Consider the following 18,230-nt stretch of genomic DNA (forward strand, 5'->3'; position numbering starts at 1 on the left):
ACCCGGTGACGCACTAAAGCGTTACCAACAGTGTTGGGGGAGTACGTCATCGACGTACTCCCCCCAACACTGCTTTTCACGATTAAACCACTAGGCAACAACGGCAAACGGCAAGCAAAGACTCTTCATCCACAACAAGGATGCGAGCGGGCGTGCCATCAGAGCGAACACATGACGATTCAGATGCTGGACTCACGCTCAGATCGTTTCACGCTAGCGCACTATCTGTCCCGCTCGCCTACTGTGGGTTCCCTGTGATCATTCACCGCACACATGGTCTGGTTCGTGACACTTCCTTGTGTCCGTAGTAAGTATTCACTAACCTTAGTTGCGTTAAACGTTCTCACAACGAAACGAGTTCATACGATGACAACACCGACTCCGCAGTTCAACGGCCAATCAGACCCGCAGTACACCAACCAAGAGCAAGGTTACGCCCAGCAGGGACAGCCGTACGGCCAGCCTACATTCGCAACCTCCGTTCCGGCGGGCTACCAGCAGAAGTCAAAGATTATCGCCGGTATCCTGGGCATTTTCCTTGGAGGTTTTGGCATCCACAACTTCTACCTTGGTCGCACCACCCGCGCTGTCATTCAGCTGGTTCTGACAATCTTCACCTTCGGTATTGCTTGCCTGTGGGGCTTCATTGAAGGCATCCTCATTCTGGTGTCCGCCCCGGGTAGCGAGTGGCACCGCGACGGCAACGGCATTGAGCTCACCGACTGAGTTTCTTCGTCTTTGTCGGACTTGCAGTTCGAACGAACCGCTCTGGGATGACACTGTCAGCCCAGAGCGGTTCGTCCTTCAAGGGCCCGACCCAAAGTCTTCGAGTCGGCGTATTCAAGGTCGCCACCCATTGGCAAGCCCATGGCAAGACGCGATGTTGAAACGCCGATGCTCTTCAACATTCTGACGATGAACGCAGCGGTTGCGTCGCCTTCGACATTCGGGTTGGTCGCGATAATGACCTCGGTAATCTGATCGTCTTCAAGACGCGACAGCAGTTGACGGATACGGAGTTGCTCGGGGCCGATGCCACGGATCGGGTCGATGACCCCGCCGAGCACGTGGTAGCGTCCGCGGAATACCCGTGACGCTTCGATCGCTTGGATGTCTTTCGGTTCTTCGACGACGCAGATCATTGTGGGGTCACGTCGGACGTCTCTGCAGATAGAACAGGTTTCTTCTTCGGTCAGATTCGCGCACACCGAGCAGTGGTGAACCTTTTTCCGCACTGCCTGAATAGCATCAACGAGTCGAGCAACGTCATCTGGTTCCGCATCCAATACGTGCATGGCCATGCGTTGGGCAGACTTCGGTCCGATTCCGGGAAGCTGACCGAACTCATCAATCAAATCTTGAAGAGCACCTTCGTACATGGTCAGCGTTCACTTCCGTTCGGGATTGTTTCAATGATCTTGCCACCAAGGACGTCGAGGACAACGGGGATTCCGACCATAGTTGTGGTTTCAATATCTTCGTCATCCATTGAGGGCAGGTCTTCACCCATGTCGAGCGGAGCGGAATCCTGACCGTCATCAATAGACCCATCATTATGGGCATCGCTACCAGCGCTATTGTCACCGTTAGCCCAGGAGTCATCTGCAGATTGAGCCGTATCGCCGAAGTCTTCAAAGCTCACCGAGTTCGTCTGAGCAACGGGAGCATCCGCCCACCCACTAGGCGTTGTCACCTGATCGTCGCTCGCATTTTGCGGGTCAAAATCGTCGTAGGTGAAGACGCTCATGGCGCGGCGTACCGGCCCCCCGGTACGCACTGGTTCTACCTGAGTTAAAGACTCGGAGTCTGCCTGATCGTCACCGCGACCATCGGAGGGGCGATCATCGGATGTTGCCGACGAATCCGAGTGAACCTTAAAACCCGGGCTAGAATCCGCAGGCGCCTCGGCGGGATCCGAATCCAACCACCTTGAAGCAGACTCAGCCCCAGCTGACCAAGCGTCATCACGGCTAGGTTGCGGGTCGTTGTGCACCTGTTGCGATTCGCTCAGACCATCCTGCGGTTCAGGTTCACGCGCTTGGGCTGGCTCTTCAACGTCTTCGTGCGGAGTGCGAATAACTACTTCACCCCACGGGTCATCCGACACTACCGGATCAGAGCCGACGTGCGGGGCTGGATTGGGGGAAACACGTGGCGCTGGATCGCCCACGGCCTGTGAACCAACGTCAGGAGCCTGGACAACGCGGTGCTCAAAAGGGGGCGGCTCCGAAACCCATCCAGCATCAGGCTGTCCAGCTCGGTTCGCGGTGTTGTTGAGTGGGACGTTCTGCGTCTGACCTGAATAGGACTGATTGGCGTGAGCCGGATCGGAATATGCATGGTGCGATGCGGGTGCCGAAGGTGCCGTTACTGCCGGCCCTCCCGATGCTTGTCCCACCTGTGCGCTGAGTTCATAGCGCAGACCAGTGACCTCGTAGATCGCGTCGGAGACGATCTGATGTCTGCCACCGCGTTCAAAGTTCGCCATGATTCCTTCGGAGGGGAACACCAACACAAGGTTCGACCCCTCAATCGCACCCAACTGCGCGTTCGTGTTGATCAGCGACCATGCGACGCGACTCATCGAGGCCAGACGGTCAAGCACTTCATTCCATCGAGCTCGAACGATGTCCGCCTGCTTCCCGCCGTTCTGACGTGGTGTCTGGCGAGCTGGTGCTTCAGTTGACGAGGCCGCGCCGACCGACTGAGGCTCTGCCTGTGGCGCAGGCGCGGGCTCTTCAAGCTCAACAGCGGGAGCACTGTTCTGAGACTGGGCGACCGACGAGTCATCCCACGAGGACGAAGCGGTCGGAGCCACATCGGGCCACGAGGAGCCCTGCTGAGGCATTGGGGTAGGAGCATCGGAAACCGGCGCCCCCTCGTAATGCGGAGACGAAGGAGCTTGGGCATGTGCTGCCAGATCCGCCGGCTGGTCCTGCTGGTTCGAATCAGGGCGCGAAGCGCGTTGGGCTGTCTGCGCCAACGCAGCGCGAGCCGCCTGGGGACCAGAAGCTGAAGGGGCGGCACCAATCGGCTTATTTCCAGCATAATCAGCACCGTGATGCTCCCTTGGAGCACCCCCACCGGGCATGCCAACCGTGCCGGGAACCGGCATATCTGCAACAGCCTGACCAGAAGGTGTCGGCACAAGAATGCGCCCAATAAGAAGCTCAAGCTGGAGGCGCGGTGATGTTGCACCGGTCATGGAACGAAGTGCCTCATCGGTCAGATCAGCTGCGCGAGACAGCGGACGCGGACCCCAGTTCACTGCCTGATGGCGCATACGATCAAGACGCTCAGCAGGGATGGATGTCAGCACATCGCCTGCGCCGTCACCTGCGACCGCGATAATCAGCAGGTCACGCAGCGTTTGAAGAAAGTCTTCAACGAAGCGACGCGGATCATGACCAGAATCCACCATGCGTTCAATAACGCGGTAAGCCGCCGCACCGTCGCCACCAGCGAGGCCATCAACAATCTCGTCAAGAAGAGCCGAGTCCGTGTATCCTAGCAGTGAAACAGCGGTTTCATACGTGACAGCTGAGTCGATGGAGCCTGCCATCAACTGATCAAGAACGGAAAGAGTGTCACGCACTGACCCACCACCAGCGCGCATAACCAGTGGCAGAACACCGGAGCCAATGTTGACGTGTTCTTCGTCCGCCAACTGCTGCAGGTAGGGTTCCAACACATCTGGCGGAACCAGACGGAACGGGTAGTGATGGGTACGAGAACGAATCGTTCCGATCACACGCTCTGGTTCTGTCGTTGCGAAGACAAACTTCACGTGCTCTGGGGGTTCTTCCACCAGCTTCAGCAACGCGTTAAAGCCCTGATTTGTAACCATGTGGGCTTCGTCGATGATGAAGATCTTGTAGCGATCACGCACGGGCGCGAAGGTGGCGCGCTCACGCAGGTCACGCGCATCATCAACGCCACCGTGGCTGGCTGCGTCAATTTCGACAACGTCGAGCGACCCCGAACCACCGGTGGCCAGTTCCACGCACGACGGGCAAGTTCCACACGGAGTATCAGTCGGTCCTTGCTTGCAGTTCAGACAGCGGGCCAGAATACGCGCTGACGTGGTCTTTCCACACCCGCGCGGACCCGAAAACAGGTATGCGTGGGTCACTTTGTTTGCACGCAGAGCAGCACGAAGTGGCCCCGTCACATGGTCTTGACCGATGACGGAAGCAAATGTGTCTGGACGATAACGACGATACAGAGCTGTGGTCACAGTCCAACCCTACGTGTACCCATGTAGAAATGCGTTTGTATGCCAGAAAAAATGGGGAGAACCACTCCTCCACATTCACCGTCATTATCGCCTCAATAGCAAGGAAAAGTCACTGTTCAGATTCCGTTTATTCAACGGACGAAAGAATAATCAGATTTCAGTGCTGACCCTTCGCTTTTTCGACTCGCCAGTAGCCCATAAACGCAACCGCACAACGGTCGACTCCCACACTTCGGTGGCCAGGTGCCTGGGCGCGGACTGTTTTCGCGACCATACACGCGAACTTCAAAACAATCGGGCTCGCACCACGGTAGTGGCACGAGCCCGAAAGATTATGTAGTCAGTTTATGTAGTCAGGGACTTCACCCCATCGGGGGTATCACGCCTGCGGCTGAACGTCGGCCCATTCGCCAAGCGAGACGCGGTGACCGGTGTAGAACGGACGGTCCTCGCGCACGTGCAGGCGAGCACGGGTGTAGCGCTGAGCGTGAAGCACACCCTCCAAGCGATCGAGCGTGTCAGCCTCGAATGCGAGAATCCACTCGTAGTCGGACATACCGAATGCGGACAGGGTCGAACCCTTGACATCCGGGTACTGGCTGAAGCCGTTCTTGCCATGCTCGGCCATGATGGCGCTACGCTCTTCGGGCTCCATCAGGTACCAGTCGTAGGAGCGGACAAACGGATAGACGGTGATCCAGTCGCGCGGTGCGACGCCTGCGAAACATGCGGGCACGTGGCGGGTGTTGAATTCTGCGGGAGTGTGCTGGCCCATGACGGACCAGACGGGGATCAGGTAGGCACCCAAGGGCGACGCGAGCAGACCGCGGTAGGCCTTCTGCAACGCGAGCGGATCGTCGGCGAGCCACCACACCAGCAGGTCAGCGTCGGCGCGCAGACCAGCAAGGTCGTAGGTGCCACGCAGTTCCACGCCCTCGGGGGTGATGGCTGCCAGGGTTTCCTCAACCAGAACCTTGCGTTCTGCTTCGTCGGCCGGTAGCGGTGCGCCGGTCTCGAAGACCGAGGTCAGGCCGTAGTGGAAACCGTTGTTGATGGCGTCGATATCGACATCGGTGGCGTCGCGCGGATCCTTGTGCGAGTAGGTCTTTCCGGTCTGGCTCATTGGTTCTCCTTTGATGTGAGCTTTGTGTGAAGCTATTTGATTGTTTGTTTCAGTTGGCGCGGTTGTTCAGCGGGCAGTTTCCTCTGATTGACGAGGCCGCCCACCGTTCTTACTCACGTGGCTTTTCTGGGGCGGGTTCGGTCGGGTGGTGTGCACCACGTGGGCGAGCGTGCGTGGGTAGTTCGCCATTCTTCGCGGCGGTTGGCCCTGCAACGACTGTCTTTCCCGTGTCGAGACCTTCGATCATGCGACAGCAGTGGCTTGTGCATTCGTCCGGCCACGCGCCCAGCGGAAGGGTCGAGGGTTGTTCTGGGTTTTCTCCGCGAGCGCGGGCTGCGCGTTCAAGGATGAGGTCGGCAAGGGATGCGATGAATGCGGGGTGTGTGTCGACGGTGTGCGCGCGGTCGTAGTCGAGTTCCAGGTCGGCCGCAGTTTGCTTGGCTTCGGTGTCGAGGTCAAAGACGACTTCCATGTGGTCGGAAATAAAGCCGATGGGCGCGCATGAGACGGCTTTGATGCCTTCGGCTTTGAGTTCTTCGAGCCGATCATTGATGTCGGGTTCCAGCCAGGATGCGTTCGGGTTGCCCGAACGCGAGCAGAAAGCGAGGTCGTTTTTCAGCGTTCCTGCTTTGAGTCCAAGCTTTTCTTCAACTGCGGGGACGATCAGTTCCATGAGCGCGAGATGCTGGGCCACGTAGTCTGAGCCGGTCTTGTCGGGATTACCGGATCCGCCCTGCATCGGGGTGGGGATGGAGTGGGTGACGAAGACGAGGTGCAAATCGTCGATCGCAATTCCACGATCGAGTAGCGTCTTCACTGATTCGCTAACAACGTCGATCTGGGCGGTAAGAAAGCCGGGAGAATCGTGGTACGAGCGAACCTTATCAACGGTAATGTCCTTGCCCCCATCGGGGAGCAGGGCGAGCGCGTCCGCGACATCTTCGCGGTACTGCCGGCATCCGGAGTACGAGGCGTAGGCAGAGGTCTGCATCATCAGGATTCTGCGGGCACCACCCTGGGCAAGTTCCGCGGTTGTTTCCGACATGAAGGGGTGCCAGTTTCGGTTTCCGAGGCCAATAGTGATGTCCGCGCCTCGTGAGTGCAGTTCCTCGCGCAGAGCTTCTAGCAGGGCCTCGTTGCAGGCGTTGATGGGACTGACTCCCCCGAAATGACCGTAGTGACCGGAGACTTCCAGCAGGCGCTCGTCCGGGATCCCCTTGCCTTTCGTGGCGTTACGCATGAAGGGGAGCACATCGTCGGGGCCGTTCGGGCCACCGTAGGAAACCACGAGAAGCGCATCGTAGGGTGCGGTCAGATCAGTCATTTTCTGCTCCAATTCCAAGGACTCGTTCAAGCGCTTCGAGGTATTCATGTGCATTTCCGTCTGCTACTGCTGCCCTGGCAGTACGGCAGGGCGCGTTCACCAAACGCGCCGCCAAATGGTGGAGGGCTCGAGCAGTGCGCGCGGCCTCGTCCCCAGAAAGGTGAGAAAGAGTGGCACATTCTTCTTCAACGATCGCGTCAACTGCGTTTCTGAGGTTCACAATCGCACGGTCGACATCCGCGCCATGGGCGACGTTGACGAAGGTTGTGACGGCGTCGGCAATGATGGCTTCGGCGATGTCGATGTCTTCGCGTTGGACTGCGGGCAGGCGATCAGAGACGTTGTCCAAGCCGATGCGAACCACCTGGTCTGCTTCGAAATCGTCGATTTCAATATCGGGAACCAACGCAAGATCGACAATGATCAGTGGGCTGTCGGCGCCTCGGGTAGATACGACCGCGCATATCTGCTCTGCGGTCAAGACTGGCTGACCACTGCCTCTGCACGAAACAATGAGGTCCGCGTGGGCAAGCTCGTCGTCAATGGTGTCGGAGACAATCGGGCGGGCGCCGTGCCCCTCACAGAACGCTTCGGCGCGCCCCGATGCTGAGTGGACTCCGATCTCGCGGACGCCATGGTCGCGCAGGGCACTGACAGTTGCACCCGCGTAGGACCCGGTTCCAAAGAGGATGGCGCGTTGGTCGCCGAGGTCGCCTCGCACTTCTTTCGCCAAGTCAAGCGCCACGTGAACAATGGAGCGCCCATGGCCAGCAAGGCTTGTTTTCGCAGCTACTTTGCGTGACACCGCGGACGAGGATTGGAAGAGGCGCGAAAGAGCGGGAGTGATCGTCCCCCGTTGCGTGGCCACTTCAGCTGCGCGACGGACTTGGCCGACAATTTCACGTTCTCCGATGACCATGGAGTCCAAGCCTGAGGCAACGCGAAACAGGTAGGCGACGGCATCGCGACCAGAGCGCGATGTCACCGCGTCGAGTCGCTCATTCAGCGTCACCGGGAATTCAGCGGAGTCAACAACAATATCGACGCGGTTACAGGTCGATATCGTGACCGCACCGTCGATTACTCCGGCTTTGAGGAATTCATCGACAATCGACGGGGTGGTGCGACTAGCCTCGGCCACGGCATCAAGGCCTTGGTCGGAATGGCTGACGGATAAAATATGAATTCCCATTTCGTCGCAATCAAACCATAATTAAACGTATGATTCACAATTTATGTGAAACATTTTGAAAACTCATTTAACGACAATTTGACAGATAAAATAAATGACACTTTGACATAAAAACTAATTGTTGAATCTGTCCCCACCATGTAAGGAAAACCGTGACCCTTTTGGACAACGCGCCCTTGGCGACGAAGGCCGCCACGTCACCCGTGTCCGAGTCTTCGTTCATGCAAGCAGTGTCGGGCCGTCGCCCAGCCACGACCCCCGTCTGGTTTATGCGTCAGGCTGGACGTTCTTTGCCCGAATATCGCGAGCTTCGCGCACGCTCGCAGGCATCAATGTTAGACGTGTGCCTGACTCCCGAATTGGCAAGTGAGGCGACACTACAGCCGGTTCGTCGCCACGGGGTTGATGCAGCGGTGTTCTATTCGGACATCATGGTTCCCCTGCGACTTGCGGGTGTGGATGTGGAGATAGTGGCGGGCGTTGGCCCCGTCATCGCGTCTCCGATTCGTTGCGCGAATGACGTTGATCGTCTGACAGAGCGCGGAGCATCGCTTTCAATCGCGCCCGGAATTGAGCAGATCCGCCAAGCCGTACACATGACGGTTGCCCAGCTCGGGTCCACTCCCCTCATCGGTTTTGGTGGCGCACCTTTTACCCTCGCCTGCTACCTGGTTGCCGGCCAACCTTCGCGCGACCATTGCGAAGCTCGAGCGTTCATGTATTCGGATCCTCAGTCGTGGGATCGGCTGATGACGTGGTGCGCAGATGTCACCGGAGCGTTTATCGCTGAGCAAGTGTCGGCTGGCGCATCAGCCACTCAGCTGTTCGATTCGTGGGTTGGCGTACTGGGCGAAGACGACTACCGGCGCTACGTGTCCCCCTATTCAGCGCGTGCGATCGAGGTTGCCGGTCGCGTCCTGAGTTCAACAACTGGAGCGCACGCCCCGATGATCCATTTCGGCACGGGCACACCGCAGTTGCTGACCGCGATGCATGATGCAGGTGGCGATGTCATCGGCGTTGACCAGCGCATTTCTTTAGACTCAGCATCCGCGCTTTTTGACAATACTGTTCCCCTGCAGGGCAATTTGGATCCCGCCTACCTGACCGTTCCATTCGACATTCTTGAAGAAAAGGTGCGTCAGATTATTCGTCAAGGTAAGGCCGCACCGTCCCACATTTTCAACCTTGCTCACGGCGTTCCAAAGGACACGGATCCAAGCGTTCTGACACGTCTGGTCGAGTTGGTGCATTCGCTATGAGCGCCAAAGATCGCACGATCTCATCGACAAGCGAATTGTCCCGCGATCACTGGGACACGATCGTGATCGGTGGCGGAATTGCTGGACTTGTTTCCGCCTGGGAATCCGTCAAAGCAGGCCAGGCGACCCTGCTTGTTGAATCGCGAGGCTATGTGGGCGGCCAGGTCGCATCGATGATGGTGGGCGCTGCTCACGTCGACATCGGCGCGGAGAGTTTTGCTCCACGAGGCACCGCGGTGACCTCTATGGCTGAAGAGCTGGGGCTGAAAGTCACTGCACCCGGTGGAGGACGCTCGCATTATTTCCTGCCGCCCGTTCCTGATTCTGTCCAAACCACGTGGGGTCTTCACCGGTTCCCATCGGGCTCGATGATGGGTATCCCTTCTAACCCGGCATCGGCAGAAGTCCGGGCAATTCTTGGGGCGCAAGGGGCGATGCGCGCATGCGAAGACTTGACTTTGCCTCCCCACGTCGGCGCCGAATGCGCCGACGTGGCCTCGTTTATTGAAGCCCGCATGGGGCGAGCCACACTTGATCGCTTGGTCCGCCCGCTGGTAGCTGGTATTCACTCGCAGGATCCTGAGAAGCTGGATGTCGACCGTGTACTACCCGGGATGCGCGCTGACCTACTCCATCACAAGAGCCTTGCAAAGGCTGTTGGCGCACGACTGGAAAAGTCCAGCGGGCCGCGTGGCGACGTCAGCATTGAGGGTGGAATGCAGGTTCTGATCGACGCCCTTACAGCTGAGATTCTGGCAAAGGGTGGCATGATTGCGACGCGTTGCGGCGCGGAAGCGATCTGTCGCACGCAGGTCAGTTCCAGCGACTCGAGCACCGTCCAATGGCAGGTGGATATTCGCAATACGACCCCAGCTGGAGCTCCTTCCGCAGAACCACGTCGCACGCCGGTCGGACGTCTACTAACAGCCAGTCGCGTCATTCTGGCTTGTTCGCACGCACCTGCTCTGCGCGTGCTGACCCCTTTGTTCCCGGAAGCCCAAGAATGCGCGTTTGCGCCGGGCGCGCCGATTGTGCGATCTTTCCTCGCTGTTCGAGCAGGCGCACTAGATAGCGCTCCGGTTGGTCCTGGATTGCTGGTTTCGCCGGATATTTCTTCCGTTGCCGAGTGCCCTGTAGGCGCGAAAGCACTTTCTCAGCTGGATGTGAAGTGGGCATGGATTGCCGACGAATTGCGCGAGGCTCACGGGGAGCACGTTCATCTTCTTCGCCTGTCTTACGGTCGACCCGGAGATGAAGATCGAACGCCATCACTGGGCGAGCTTCTGCATGACGCCAGCGTGCTGACCGGCACAGATCTTGGAGCCGAGGACGTGATCGATCACAGGGTGATTCACTGGAATGGCACTTTGGCGCAGGCGACGCCCAACTTGGCTCGTCGAATCAGTGCCCTGCGTCAGAAGGCGGAATCATTGCCCGGCTTGCTGATTTGTGGGGCGTGGGTATCAGGTTCCGGAATCGCCGGCGTGGTGGCAGATACACGTCAGCGCGTACGGGGTGAGAGGCGCTCATTCCTTTTCGACAGGTGAAAAGAATTCATTTAATCCCGAAACGCAAATTACGTAATTACCTATTGTCGAATATTTGTCACATAAATTCCGACTCCCCTACATAGTTTTTAATTCACTCTGTCATAAAAATGATTGAATCCGAAAAATTGCGTGAAGAGAACCGACTTTTGTCAATATCAATTATCGAATTACCCTCATCTCGTCTAATCTGCAATGGTGACCATGAACTCCCCTATCCCCGCTTCCGATACCCCCGTCCTCAAGCTGGGCACGCGGGCTTCGAAGCTTGCCCTCACCCAATCTCAGATGGTGGCGGACGCGATCGAAGAAGCTGGCGCAAATGCGGGCATCTCCGTCCGCGTGGAGCTTGTTCAGATCACGACTCACGGCGACGTTGACCCAACTCCCCTGTCGAAGCTGGGTGGAACCGGGGTATTCGTTGCCCGCCTGCGCGAATCTCTACTTGCTGGCGAATGCGATATCGCCGTGCATTCGTGTAAGGATCTGCCGACCGGCGATATTGACGGTTTGACCCTCGTCGCTATGCCACCGCGCGAAGATGTTCGTGACGCTCTCTGTTCACGAGGTGGCGTGCCGTTGGCAGAGCTTCCAGAAGGTGCAAAGGTTGGCACGGGTTCTCCCAGGCGTAGTGCCCAGATTCTGGCTACCCGCCCCGACATTCAGATCGTCGATATTCGTGGCAATGTTCCGACGCGCCTCGCACGCATCAACGAAGATCTGGACGCCGTCATATTGGCAACCGCAGGGCTCAACCGTTTAGGCATGTCAGAGGCGATTTCACAGTACCTTCCGATCAATCAGATACTTCCTGCCGCCGCCCAAGGGGCACTGGCTGTTGAAGTGCGATCCGACTGGGATCCCGCGTTGATCGCTCTTGTTGCGTCGTTGGATGACCCGGCAACACACATCGGCGTAACTGCAGAGCGCTCGCTCATGAACGCATTGGGTGCCGGATGCGCTGCACCACTTGGAGCGCTTGGCACAATCGACGACGGAGTATTGACCCTGCACGGGCGCGTGATCGCGACCGATGGCAGCCAGGTGCTTGAACGTGTGGCCTCGTGTCCCATTCCCCTGGCCCACGATTCCACGTCCGCGATCTCCACCGAGGCGCACGAGGCCGCAATCTTGCTGGGACGCACGCTTGCGCAAACCCTGCTTAGGGCGGGAGCCGAAGAAGTCGCTGACATACACGCCACGAAGAATCAGGCGAAATGAGCACCGACGCACACGTCTTCATTACGCGCCCACATTCAAAGGAGCGCCCCGACCCGTTTGGGCAGGCAATCGAAGCCCTCTCGACTCCGGACGTGCACGTTCACGCTGAATCTTTGGAACTCACTCGCACCACAGTGAGTGACGAGGAGTGCAAGCGTTTCGCAGATGATCTGATGACCTACGCGTCAACGGGTTCGTGCGGATGGATTCTGTTTACTTCGGCGCGCACGATTCGCGTATGCGCACATCGCATCGAGAGTTTTGTCGATTATATGAAGTGCGTGCACGAAAGAGGCGCGCGCATCGGCGTGGTTGGCCCCGCCACAGCGAAAGCATTGAAAGCGCTCGGCATCGACGCTGATCTGCAATCCGAAGGGTCCGGGGAGGACTTGGCGAACGCTGTTGTCGCTTTCGATCGCGAGCGCAGTGTCCAGACTCGCGAAGTACTACTTCCACAGTCGGCAATCGCCAGGGTTCAGCTTCGCCAGATGCTGAGCGAGACCGGCTATTCGGTCCGTCATTATCCGGTCTACACAACGGTGACGGTCGCTCCGCGTTATTCTCGCAAGCTTGCGACGATGTGCTCGTCCACCTCTGTGACCGCGACGGTCATCACCGCCCCGTCATCAGCACGGGCTTTGAAAGACGTTGCGCACTACTTCTTCCCGCATATTCCCGTCATTGTGTTGGGACAGGCGAGCGCCGCGACGATGGCAGAGATCGCTCCCGAAGCTCAGGTCATTGTCGCCGATCATCCCACTCCTGAAGCGGTTGCCGACTGTGTCAAGCGCATTCTTGAAACACATGCTGGTCATTCACCAAAGAAAGGGATCTGACTTTCCATGACTTCTCCCGCTCCATTCTTCCGCCCCCGCCGAGTTCGACAGTCTGCTGCGATGCGTGGCCTCGTCCGGGAAACTCGAGTGAGCGCTCAGCAACTGATCGCACCCGTGTTCGTCCGCGAAGGCATCGACTCTCCCGTGCCGATCACTTCAATGCCCGGCCAGTTCCAGTTCGACATTGATTCGTTGCGTCGCTACGCAGCCGAGTGCGCCGAAGCTGGCATCGGCGGAATTGACCTGTTTGGTGTGCCCGAGGTGCGTGATCCGAACGGTTCGCAGGCGTGGGCAGAAGGCGGGATTCTGAACCGTGGCATCACTGCCGTTGCCGAAGAAGTGGGCGATGCGCTCGTCATCTGTGCTGACACCTGCCTCGACGAGTTCACTGACCATGGGCACTGCGGTGTCCTCGACGAACAGGGTCGCGTTGACAACGATCCAACCTTAGATCTGTACGTCAAGATGGCTCTGTCTCAGGCTGAAGCCGGCGCCCACATGGTGTCCCCATCGGGGATGATGGACGGCCAGGTGCGCGCAATCCGCGAAGGGCTTGACGATAATGGGCACGCAGATGTTGCCATCCTTGCCTACTCGGCAAAGTACGCGTCCGCGTTCTACGGCCCATTCCGCGAAGCCGTCGACTCGACCCTGAAAGGCGACCGTCGCACCTACCAGCAGGATCCCGCGAACAAGCGCGAAGGCGTACGCGAAGTTCTGCTCGACATCGAGGAAGGGGCTGACATCGTCATGGTCAAGCCCGCGCTTGCCTACCTTGATGTTTTGGCTGAAGTCGCTTCACTGTCGAGCGTCCCAGTCGCCGCCTATCAGGTGTCCGGCGAATACGCCATGGTAGAAGCAGCCGCCGCAAACGGGTGGATCAACCGCGATGCCATCATTGATGAATCCATCACCGCGATCGTGCGCGCAGGCGCTGACATGGTCCTCACCTATTGGGCGCTTGAAGTTGCCACGCGTCTTCAAAAGTAAACCCACGCACCACCCAGAGACACCCGGCAACTGCGCAAAACTGAGCGGCCTCGTCAATTTCTATACAACGTTAGACTGATGAATATACGGAGAACCCGATGACCACCAACGAAGAACTATTCACCCGCGCTTTAGGCGTGATTCCCGGCGGAGTTGATTCTCCCGTGCGCGCGTACGGATCCGTCGGTGGCGTCCCGCCGTTCATCACATCCGCGCAGGGCGCATATGTGAAGGACGCGACTGGGCGCGAATACGTGGACTTGGTGTGTTCGTGGGGACCCGCATTGTTGGGACACTCGCACCCGGCAGTCATCGAAGCCGTTCAGAAGGCGGCAGCGAAAGGCTTGTCGTTTGGTGCGCCGACCGAGGCGGAAGTTGAACTCGCCGAACTGATCCGTTCTAGGGTGAGCGTCGCCGAGCGCGTCCGTTTCGTCTCCACCGGCACTGAAGCCACCATGACCGCCATGCGTCTGGCACGCGGAGCAACCGGTCGCGACCTGATCGTGAAGTTTGCCGGCTGTTACCACGGGCATTCTGACGCCTTGCTTGCGGCCGCAGGATCGGGTGTTGCTACCGGAGGTTTGCCCGGATCCGCTGGCGTGCCGGCTGCGGTCAGCGCTCAGACGATCGTGTTGCCCTACCACGACGAGGTGGCCCTCGAAGAATGCTTTGCCACCCGCGGTCAAGAAATTGCCGCCGTCATCTGCGAAGGTGCGCCGGCCAATATGGGCGTTGTTGACCCCGGATCGTTCAACCTAGCGATTCGTCGCGTCACTGAAAAGTACGGTGCGCTGATGATCTTGGACGAGGTATTGACCGGCTTCCGGGTTTCTGCCGGCGGAATGTGGGGCTTGCGTTCAGTATCCGAAGGTGGTTGGTCACCCGATCTTTTCACGTTCGGGAAGGTTGTCGGTGGCGGTATGCCACTGGCAGCGGTCGGCGGACGGGCAGATGTGATGAACCTGCTGGCTCCGCTCGGTCCCGTCTATCAGGCAGGAACCCTGTCCGGCAATCCGCTGGCGACCGCAGCCGGTATTGCCACCCTGAAGCTTGCCGATCAGGGCGTGTACGACCATGTTGACTCAGCCGCGCAGACGGTCATCGACATCGTGTCGTCTGCCCTTGTCGCCGAGGGTGTCCCCTTCGGCGTTCAGCGCGCCGGTTCACTGTTCTCCATCGCATTTGGGGACGAGGCCGCGCAGGCTCCACTGATCAACTACGCTCAAATGCAGGCGCAGGATACGTGGCGTCACCCGGCGTTCTTCCACGCTTTCCTTGATGCCGGTGTTTCCTTGCCACCGTCGCTCTTTGAAGCGTGGTTCGTGTCAGCCTCGCACGGCGAACGGGAGTTTGAAGCAATTGCCGCGGCGGCTCCCGTAGCGGCGCGCGCAGCTGCACGCGCCGTAAAGCCACAGTGAAGGCTCGCCTGCACCCCCACAATCTGACGAGAATGCCAGAGCACTACCCTTTGATAGGACGTGCCCGCTACCTGGTTTCCCAGGTAGCGGGCACGTTTGGGTATTAACCCCACATCTTTCTGCACGCTTCTTCTACGCGAGTATCTTTAGGGAGCTACGGCTTAGACGGGCTCGTAGAAGTCACGACTCATACATGCGCCGTAGCCCGCGGAAGCATTCCAACACGACACACAATTCGGGCATGAGGCCCACGTATGCCCTACAAGCCACGGTGTCCCCGCTGACGTGCTCGTCAACGGGGACACCGTGCGCTCAATGCGTGAAAACAGCGACCAGATTGGCCTACTTCAGACGCTGGCCTTCCCTGTAGACCTCAGCAACCTCAAAGTCCTCGGTAAAGACAACGGCATTCAGGACGACACCAGGCTCGAAAGTGAGGGTCACGCCAGCGCGTCCCTCGATTCCGAGCACCGTGGCGGGCGCACCAACGCCTGCGCGAACAACTTGTTCGATGCTCAAGAATCCGCCTCGCACCAAGCGTTGCAGTTCCTCGGCGATACGGGCCGTGCCACCGGCAATCGTGTCCGTTCCTGCAAGAACAGCAACACCGTCGGTGATATCCACGTCCAAGCCACCGAGCTGGTAATTACCATCGGGCATACCAGCGCCCGCCATCGCGTCGGTCACGAAGACAACGCCGTGCGGGTTTTCAGGCTCGACGAAGCGGACGACGTCGGACACCAAGTCAGCGTCCACGTGGATCGTGTCAGCAACCAGTTCAACGGCGACCTCACCCGCGCGAGCGGCAGCGAGCAATTCACGGACGGGACCGGGAGCGCGATGCGTGATCCCAGGCATTGCATTGAACAGGTGCGTCGCAGTCTGTGGCAGAGTCTTGAATCCGATCTGCTTCGCGTAGGCGGTCGTCTCGGCGATAACCTCGCGAGTACGAGGCCCCGACGACACCGTGTGCCCCCACGACGGGATTGCGCCATAGTCCAACAGGAGCTTTGCAGCCTCGGTAGCACCTTCCACTTCGGGAGCAATCGTCATCGTGCGAATGTAGCCCTTGCCCGCTTCAAGCCACGTGCGTAGCTCATCAAGGTCAGGGTTACGTACCGCTTCCGGATTCTGCGCACCGCACTTGTGAGGCGAAATGTACGGGCCCTCCATGTGAATGCCGATCAGATCACCGGACTCGCAGGCTACGACCAGTTCGCGGATCGCCGGCAACGGGTCCACCAACGACACCGTTGACGCCAGCATTGCCGTCGTCCCCATCTGACGGTGAGCATTAATCGCCGTCATGATCTTTTCAAACGTCGGCTCATCCGGGAACGAGCATCCCCCGCCACCGTGGCAGTGAATGTCAATGAAACCTGGAGTAATCCAGCCCTTCACGGACTCGTCATACGGCAGAACCTCGACAACGCGACCATCCTTCACAACCAGGCCGGAACCAAGCGTGTGACCGTCAGCGTCCAGTACCTGCCCGCTGAGAGTGACGACAGAGTCCTCGTCGACCAGTCCGCTGACTGAGAGTGCACCCGCGGAGCTCATCGCAGGATCTCCCACGCGTTCGTGTACACGTCCTTGTGGGCGAGCTTTGAGGCAGCTGCTTCGTCGAGCAGAACCGTGACGCTGGGGTGCATCTGGATGATGGACGCCGGCCAGAGAGCCGAAACGCCACCCTCGATCATCGCTGCAACCGCGTCAGCTTTGCCTTCTCCGGTGACGATCATCAGCAGGTGCTTCGCGTCCATGATCGTGCCCAGGCCCTGCGTCATGCAACGGGTCGGAACCTGGCTCATGTCGCCGTCGAAGAACCGAGAGTTGTCTTCGCGAGTCTGCTTGGTCAACGCATCAACGTGCGTGCGCGACACCAGCGAACCGCCCGGTTCATTGAAGCCGATATGACCGTCTGAACCGATGCCGAGGATCTGCAGGGTCACGCCACCGGCAGCCTTGATTGCCTCGTCATAACCCTTCGCTGCAGCCTCAAGATCGTCGGCGAAACCGTTGGGAACATTGAGGTTTTCTTCGGTCAGGCCGGTCTTGTCATCACCGACGAGCTCGCGGGACAGGACCTTACGGTAGCCCTCCGGATGGTCCTCGGCAATACCGACATACTCGTCAAGCGCGAACGCCTTGAAATCCGTCAGAGAGAACGTCCCCGCTGCATGAGCATCGCGAATACGAGCATAAAGAGCCAAGGGAGTAGAACCCGTAGCAACGCCCAGCGTCTTCACGTCGGCGACCGACAGGACATCAATCAATTCCTTGATAGCGACGTCTGCAACTTCGTCAGCCGTCTTAAAAATACCGATCTGCATGGTGTGGGACTCCTTTGATGACCTAAGTGCGTCTTTTAACCGGTGACATCAGTTTATGATTTGGACGATTATCGCGGAATACGTTCACCGCATGTACGAAGCGCGGTGGAATTATGTCCATAACGTAACGCCGATCATGCCACAGGAACCGGCGACCACAACAAACCCCGCCATTCGTTGAAATGGACTAGCCTCCAAAAGTTGGACTGGTTTAATTCTAGGCGGTTAGCGCTTCAAGGGCGGAGACGGCGGGATTCGAACCCGCGGTACGCTTCAACACGTACACACCCTTAGCAGGGGTGCGCTTTCAGCCACTCAGCCACGTCTCCAGTACGGAAGTACCCACTAATCCTAACGGGTTTCGATGCCGTGAGGGAAATTGGCGCATCGAAATCACATTACGAAAGCATTGGCACTCCCCGATGGAGAGAACTCGGCTCAGTCGAGCCGAGTTCTCTCCTCCTCAGGAACGTTCAACTGTTACGAACGTTCAACCGTTACCGAGTCTTCATCCTTGCGACGACGAGATGTCAGTGCACCAACACCCGCTAGAGCAATAAGCACTACCAGCACCGCCCCATCGACGACATACGAGGTGCACAAAAAAGTGTCGCGACATTGCACACACAATGTCGCGACACATATCAGAGCGGAGGGCGAGGGATTCGAACCCCCGGTGCCATTGCTGACACAACGGTTTTCAAGACCGTCACCTTCGGCCGCTCGGTCAGCCCTCCAGTGGGATTC

General features: G+C 58.5%; 14 protein-coding genes and 2 tRNA genes. 7 read left to right on the forward strand and 9 right to left on the reverse strand.

Features of this window, described 5'->3' with window-relative positions; genetic code table 11:
* Positions 1–366: 366 nt before the first annotated feature.
* Positions 367–726: a TM2 domain-containing protein gene (locus QP109_RS02645; RefSeq protein WP_243381284.1), complete on the forward strand. Its 360-nt coding sequence runs from the start codon at positions 367–369 to the stop codon at positions 724–726.
* A gap of 56 nt (positions 727–782) precedes the next feature.
* On the opposite strand, the gene recR is transcribed toward QP109_RS02645, so the two are convergent.
* The 5 genes from recR to QP109_RS02665 form a co-directional block, all read right to left on the reverse strand.
* On the reverse strand, positions 783–1,379 hold the full coding sequence (gene recR, locus QP109_RS02650) for a recombination mediator RecR (protein WP_101628513.1): 597 nt from the start codon (positions 1,377–1,379) through the stop codon (positions 783–785).
* Positions 1,380–1,381: 2 nt separating this feature from the next.
* Positions 1,382–4,237 carry a DNA polymerase III subunit gamma and tau gene (locus QP109_RS02655; RefSeq protein WP_101628512.1) on the reverse strand — a complete coding sequence of 952 codons (2,856 nt, stop codon included), beginning with the start codon at positions 4,235–4,237 and terminating at the stop codon, positions 1,382–1,384.
* 379 nt (positions 4,238–4,616) lie between these two features.
* The gene (gene hemQ, locus QP109_RS09390) at positions 4,617–5,360 is read right to left on the reverse strand and encodes a hydrogen peroxide-dependent heme synthase (protein WP_442822568.1); all 744 of its coding nucleotides are present in this window, start codon (positions 5,358–5,360) and stop codon (positions 4,617–4,619) included.
* A 109-nt stretch (positions 5,361–5,469) separates the two neighbouring features.
* Positions 5,470–6,732 carry a ferrochelatase gene (locus QP109_RS09395; protein ID WP_502929270.1) on the reverse strand — a complete coding sequence of 421 codons (1,263 nt, stop codon included), beginning with the start codon at positions 6,730–6,732 and terminating at the stop codon, positions 5,470–5,472.
* Entirely contained in the window at positions 6,677–7,876 is a 1,200-nt protein-coding gene (locus QP109_RS02665; RefSeq protein ID WP_285023153.1) for a glutamyl-tRNA reductase, read from the reverse strand. Before QP109_RS02665 ends, QP109_RS09395 begins: the two co-directional genes overlap by 56 nt.
* Before the next feature lie 152 nt (positions 7,877–8,028).
* On the opposite strand from QP109_RS02665, the gene hemE reads away from it, so the two are divergent.
* From hemE to hemL, 6 genes are all read left to right on the forward strand, one after another.
* On the forward strand, positions 8,029–9,138 hold the full coding sequence (gene hemE / locus QP109_RS02670) for a uroporphyrinogen decarboxylase (protein WP_285023155.1): 1,110 nt from the start codon (positions 8,029–8,031) through the stop codon (positions 9,136–9,138).
* A complete protein-coding gene (locus tag QP109_RS02675; protein ID WP_285023156.1) occupies positions 9,135–10,685 on the forward strand; it encodes a protoporphyrinogen/coproporphyrinogen oxidase in 1,551 nt (516 codons plus the stop codon). Before hemE ends, QP109_RS02675 begins: the two co-directional genes overlap by 4 nt.
* A 204-nt stretch (positions 10,686–10,889) precedes the next feature.
* Entirely contained in the window at positions 10,890–11,906 is a 1,017-nt protein-coding gene (gene hemC / locus QP109_RS02680; RefSeq protein WP_285023157.1) for a hydroxymethylbilane synthase, read from the forward strand.
* Positions 11,903–12,742, forward strand: a complete 840-nt coding sequence (locus QP109_RS02685; protein WP_285023159.1) for a uroporphyrinogen-III synthase — start codon at positions 11,903–11,905, stop codon at positions 12,740–12,742. The genes hemC and QP109_RS02685 overlap by 4 nt, the downstream gene beginning before the upstream one ends.
* Before the next feature lie 6 nt (positions 12,743–12,748).
* Positions 12,749–13,732 (forward strand): porphobilinogen synthase, encoded by a 984-nt coding sequence (gene hemB, locus QP109_RS02690; RefSeq protein WP_285023161.1) that lies wholly within the window; start codon positions 12,749–12,751, stop codon positions 13,730–13,732.
* Between the two features lie 98 nt (positions 13,733–13,830).
* A complete protein-coding gene (gene hemL, locus QP109_RS02695; RefSeq protein ID WP_285023164.1) occupies positions 13,831–15,150 on the forward strand; it encodes a glutamate-1-semialdehyde 2,1-aminomutase in 1,320 nt (439 codons plus the stop codon).
* A gap of 342 nt (positions 15,151–15,492) precedes the next feature.
* Here the strand turns inward: hemL and QP109_RS02700 are convergent, their stop codons facing one another.
* The 4 genes from QP109_RS02700 to QP109_RS02715 all read right to left on the reverse strand — a co-directional run bounded on the left by QP109_RS02700 (position 15,493) and on the right by QP109_RS02715 (position 18,220).
* The gene (locus QP109_RS02700; RefSeq protein WP_285023165.1) at positions 15,493–16,725 is read right to left on the reverse strand and encodes an N-acetylglucosamine-6-phosphate deacetylase; all 1,233 of its coding nucleotides are present in this window, start codon (positions 16,723–16,725) and stop codon (positions 15,493–15,495) included.
* Positions 16,707–17,483 (reverse strand): glucosamine-6-phosphate deaminase, encoded by a 777-nt coding sequence (nagB, locus tag QP109_RS02705; protein ID WP_101628502.1) that lies wholly within the window; start codon positions 17,481–17,483, stop codon positions 16,707–16,709. Before nagB ends, QP109_RS02700 begins: the two co-directional genes overlap by 19 nt.
* 240 nt (positions 17,484–17,723) lie before the next feature.
* Positions 17,724–17,812: transfer RNA gene (locus QP109_RS02710), tRNA-Ser, on the reverse strand.
* A 321-nt stretch (positions 17,813–18,133) separates the two neighbouring features.
* Positions 18,134–18,220: transfer RNA gene (locus QP109_RS02715), tRNA-Ser, on the reverse strand.
* Positions 18,221–18,230 lie beyond the last annotated feature (10 nt).

Origin of the sequence: Pauljensenia sp. UMB9872 (genome assembly GCF_030212665.1) — a bacterium.
GTDB lineage: Bacteria > Actinomycetota > Actinomycetes > Actinomycetales > Actinomycetaceae > Pauljensenia > Pauljensenia turicensis_B.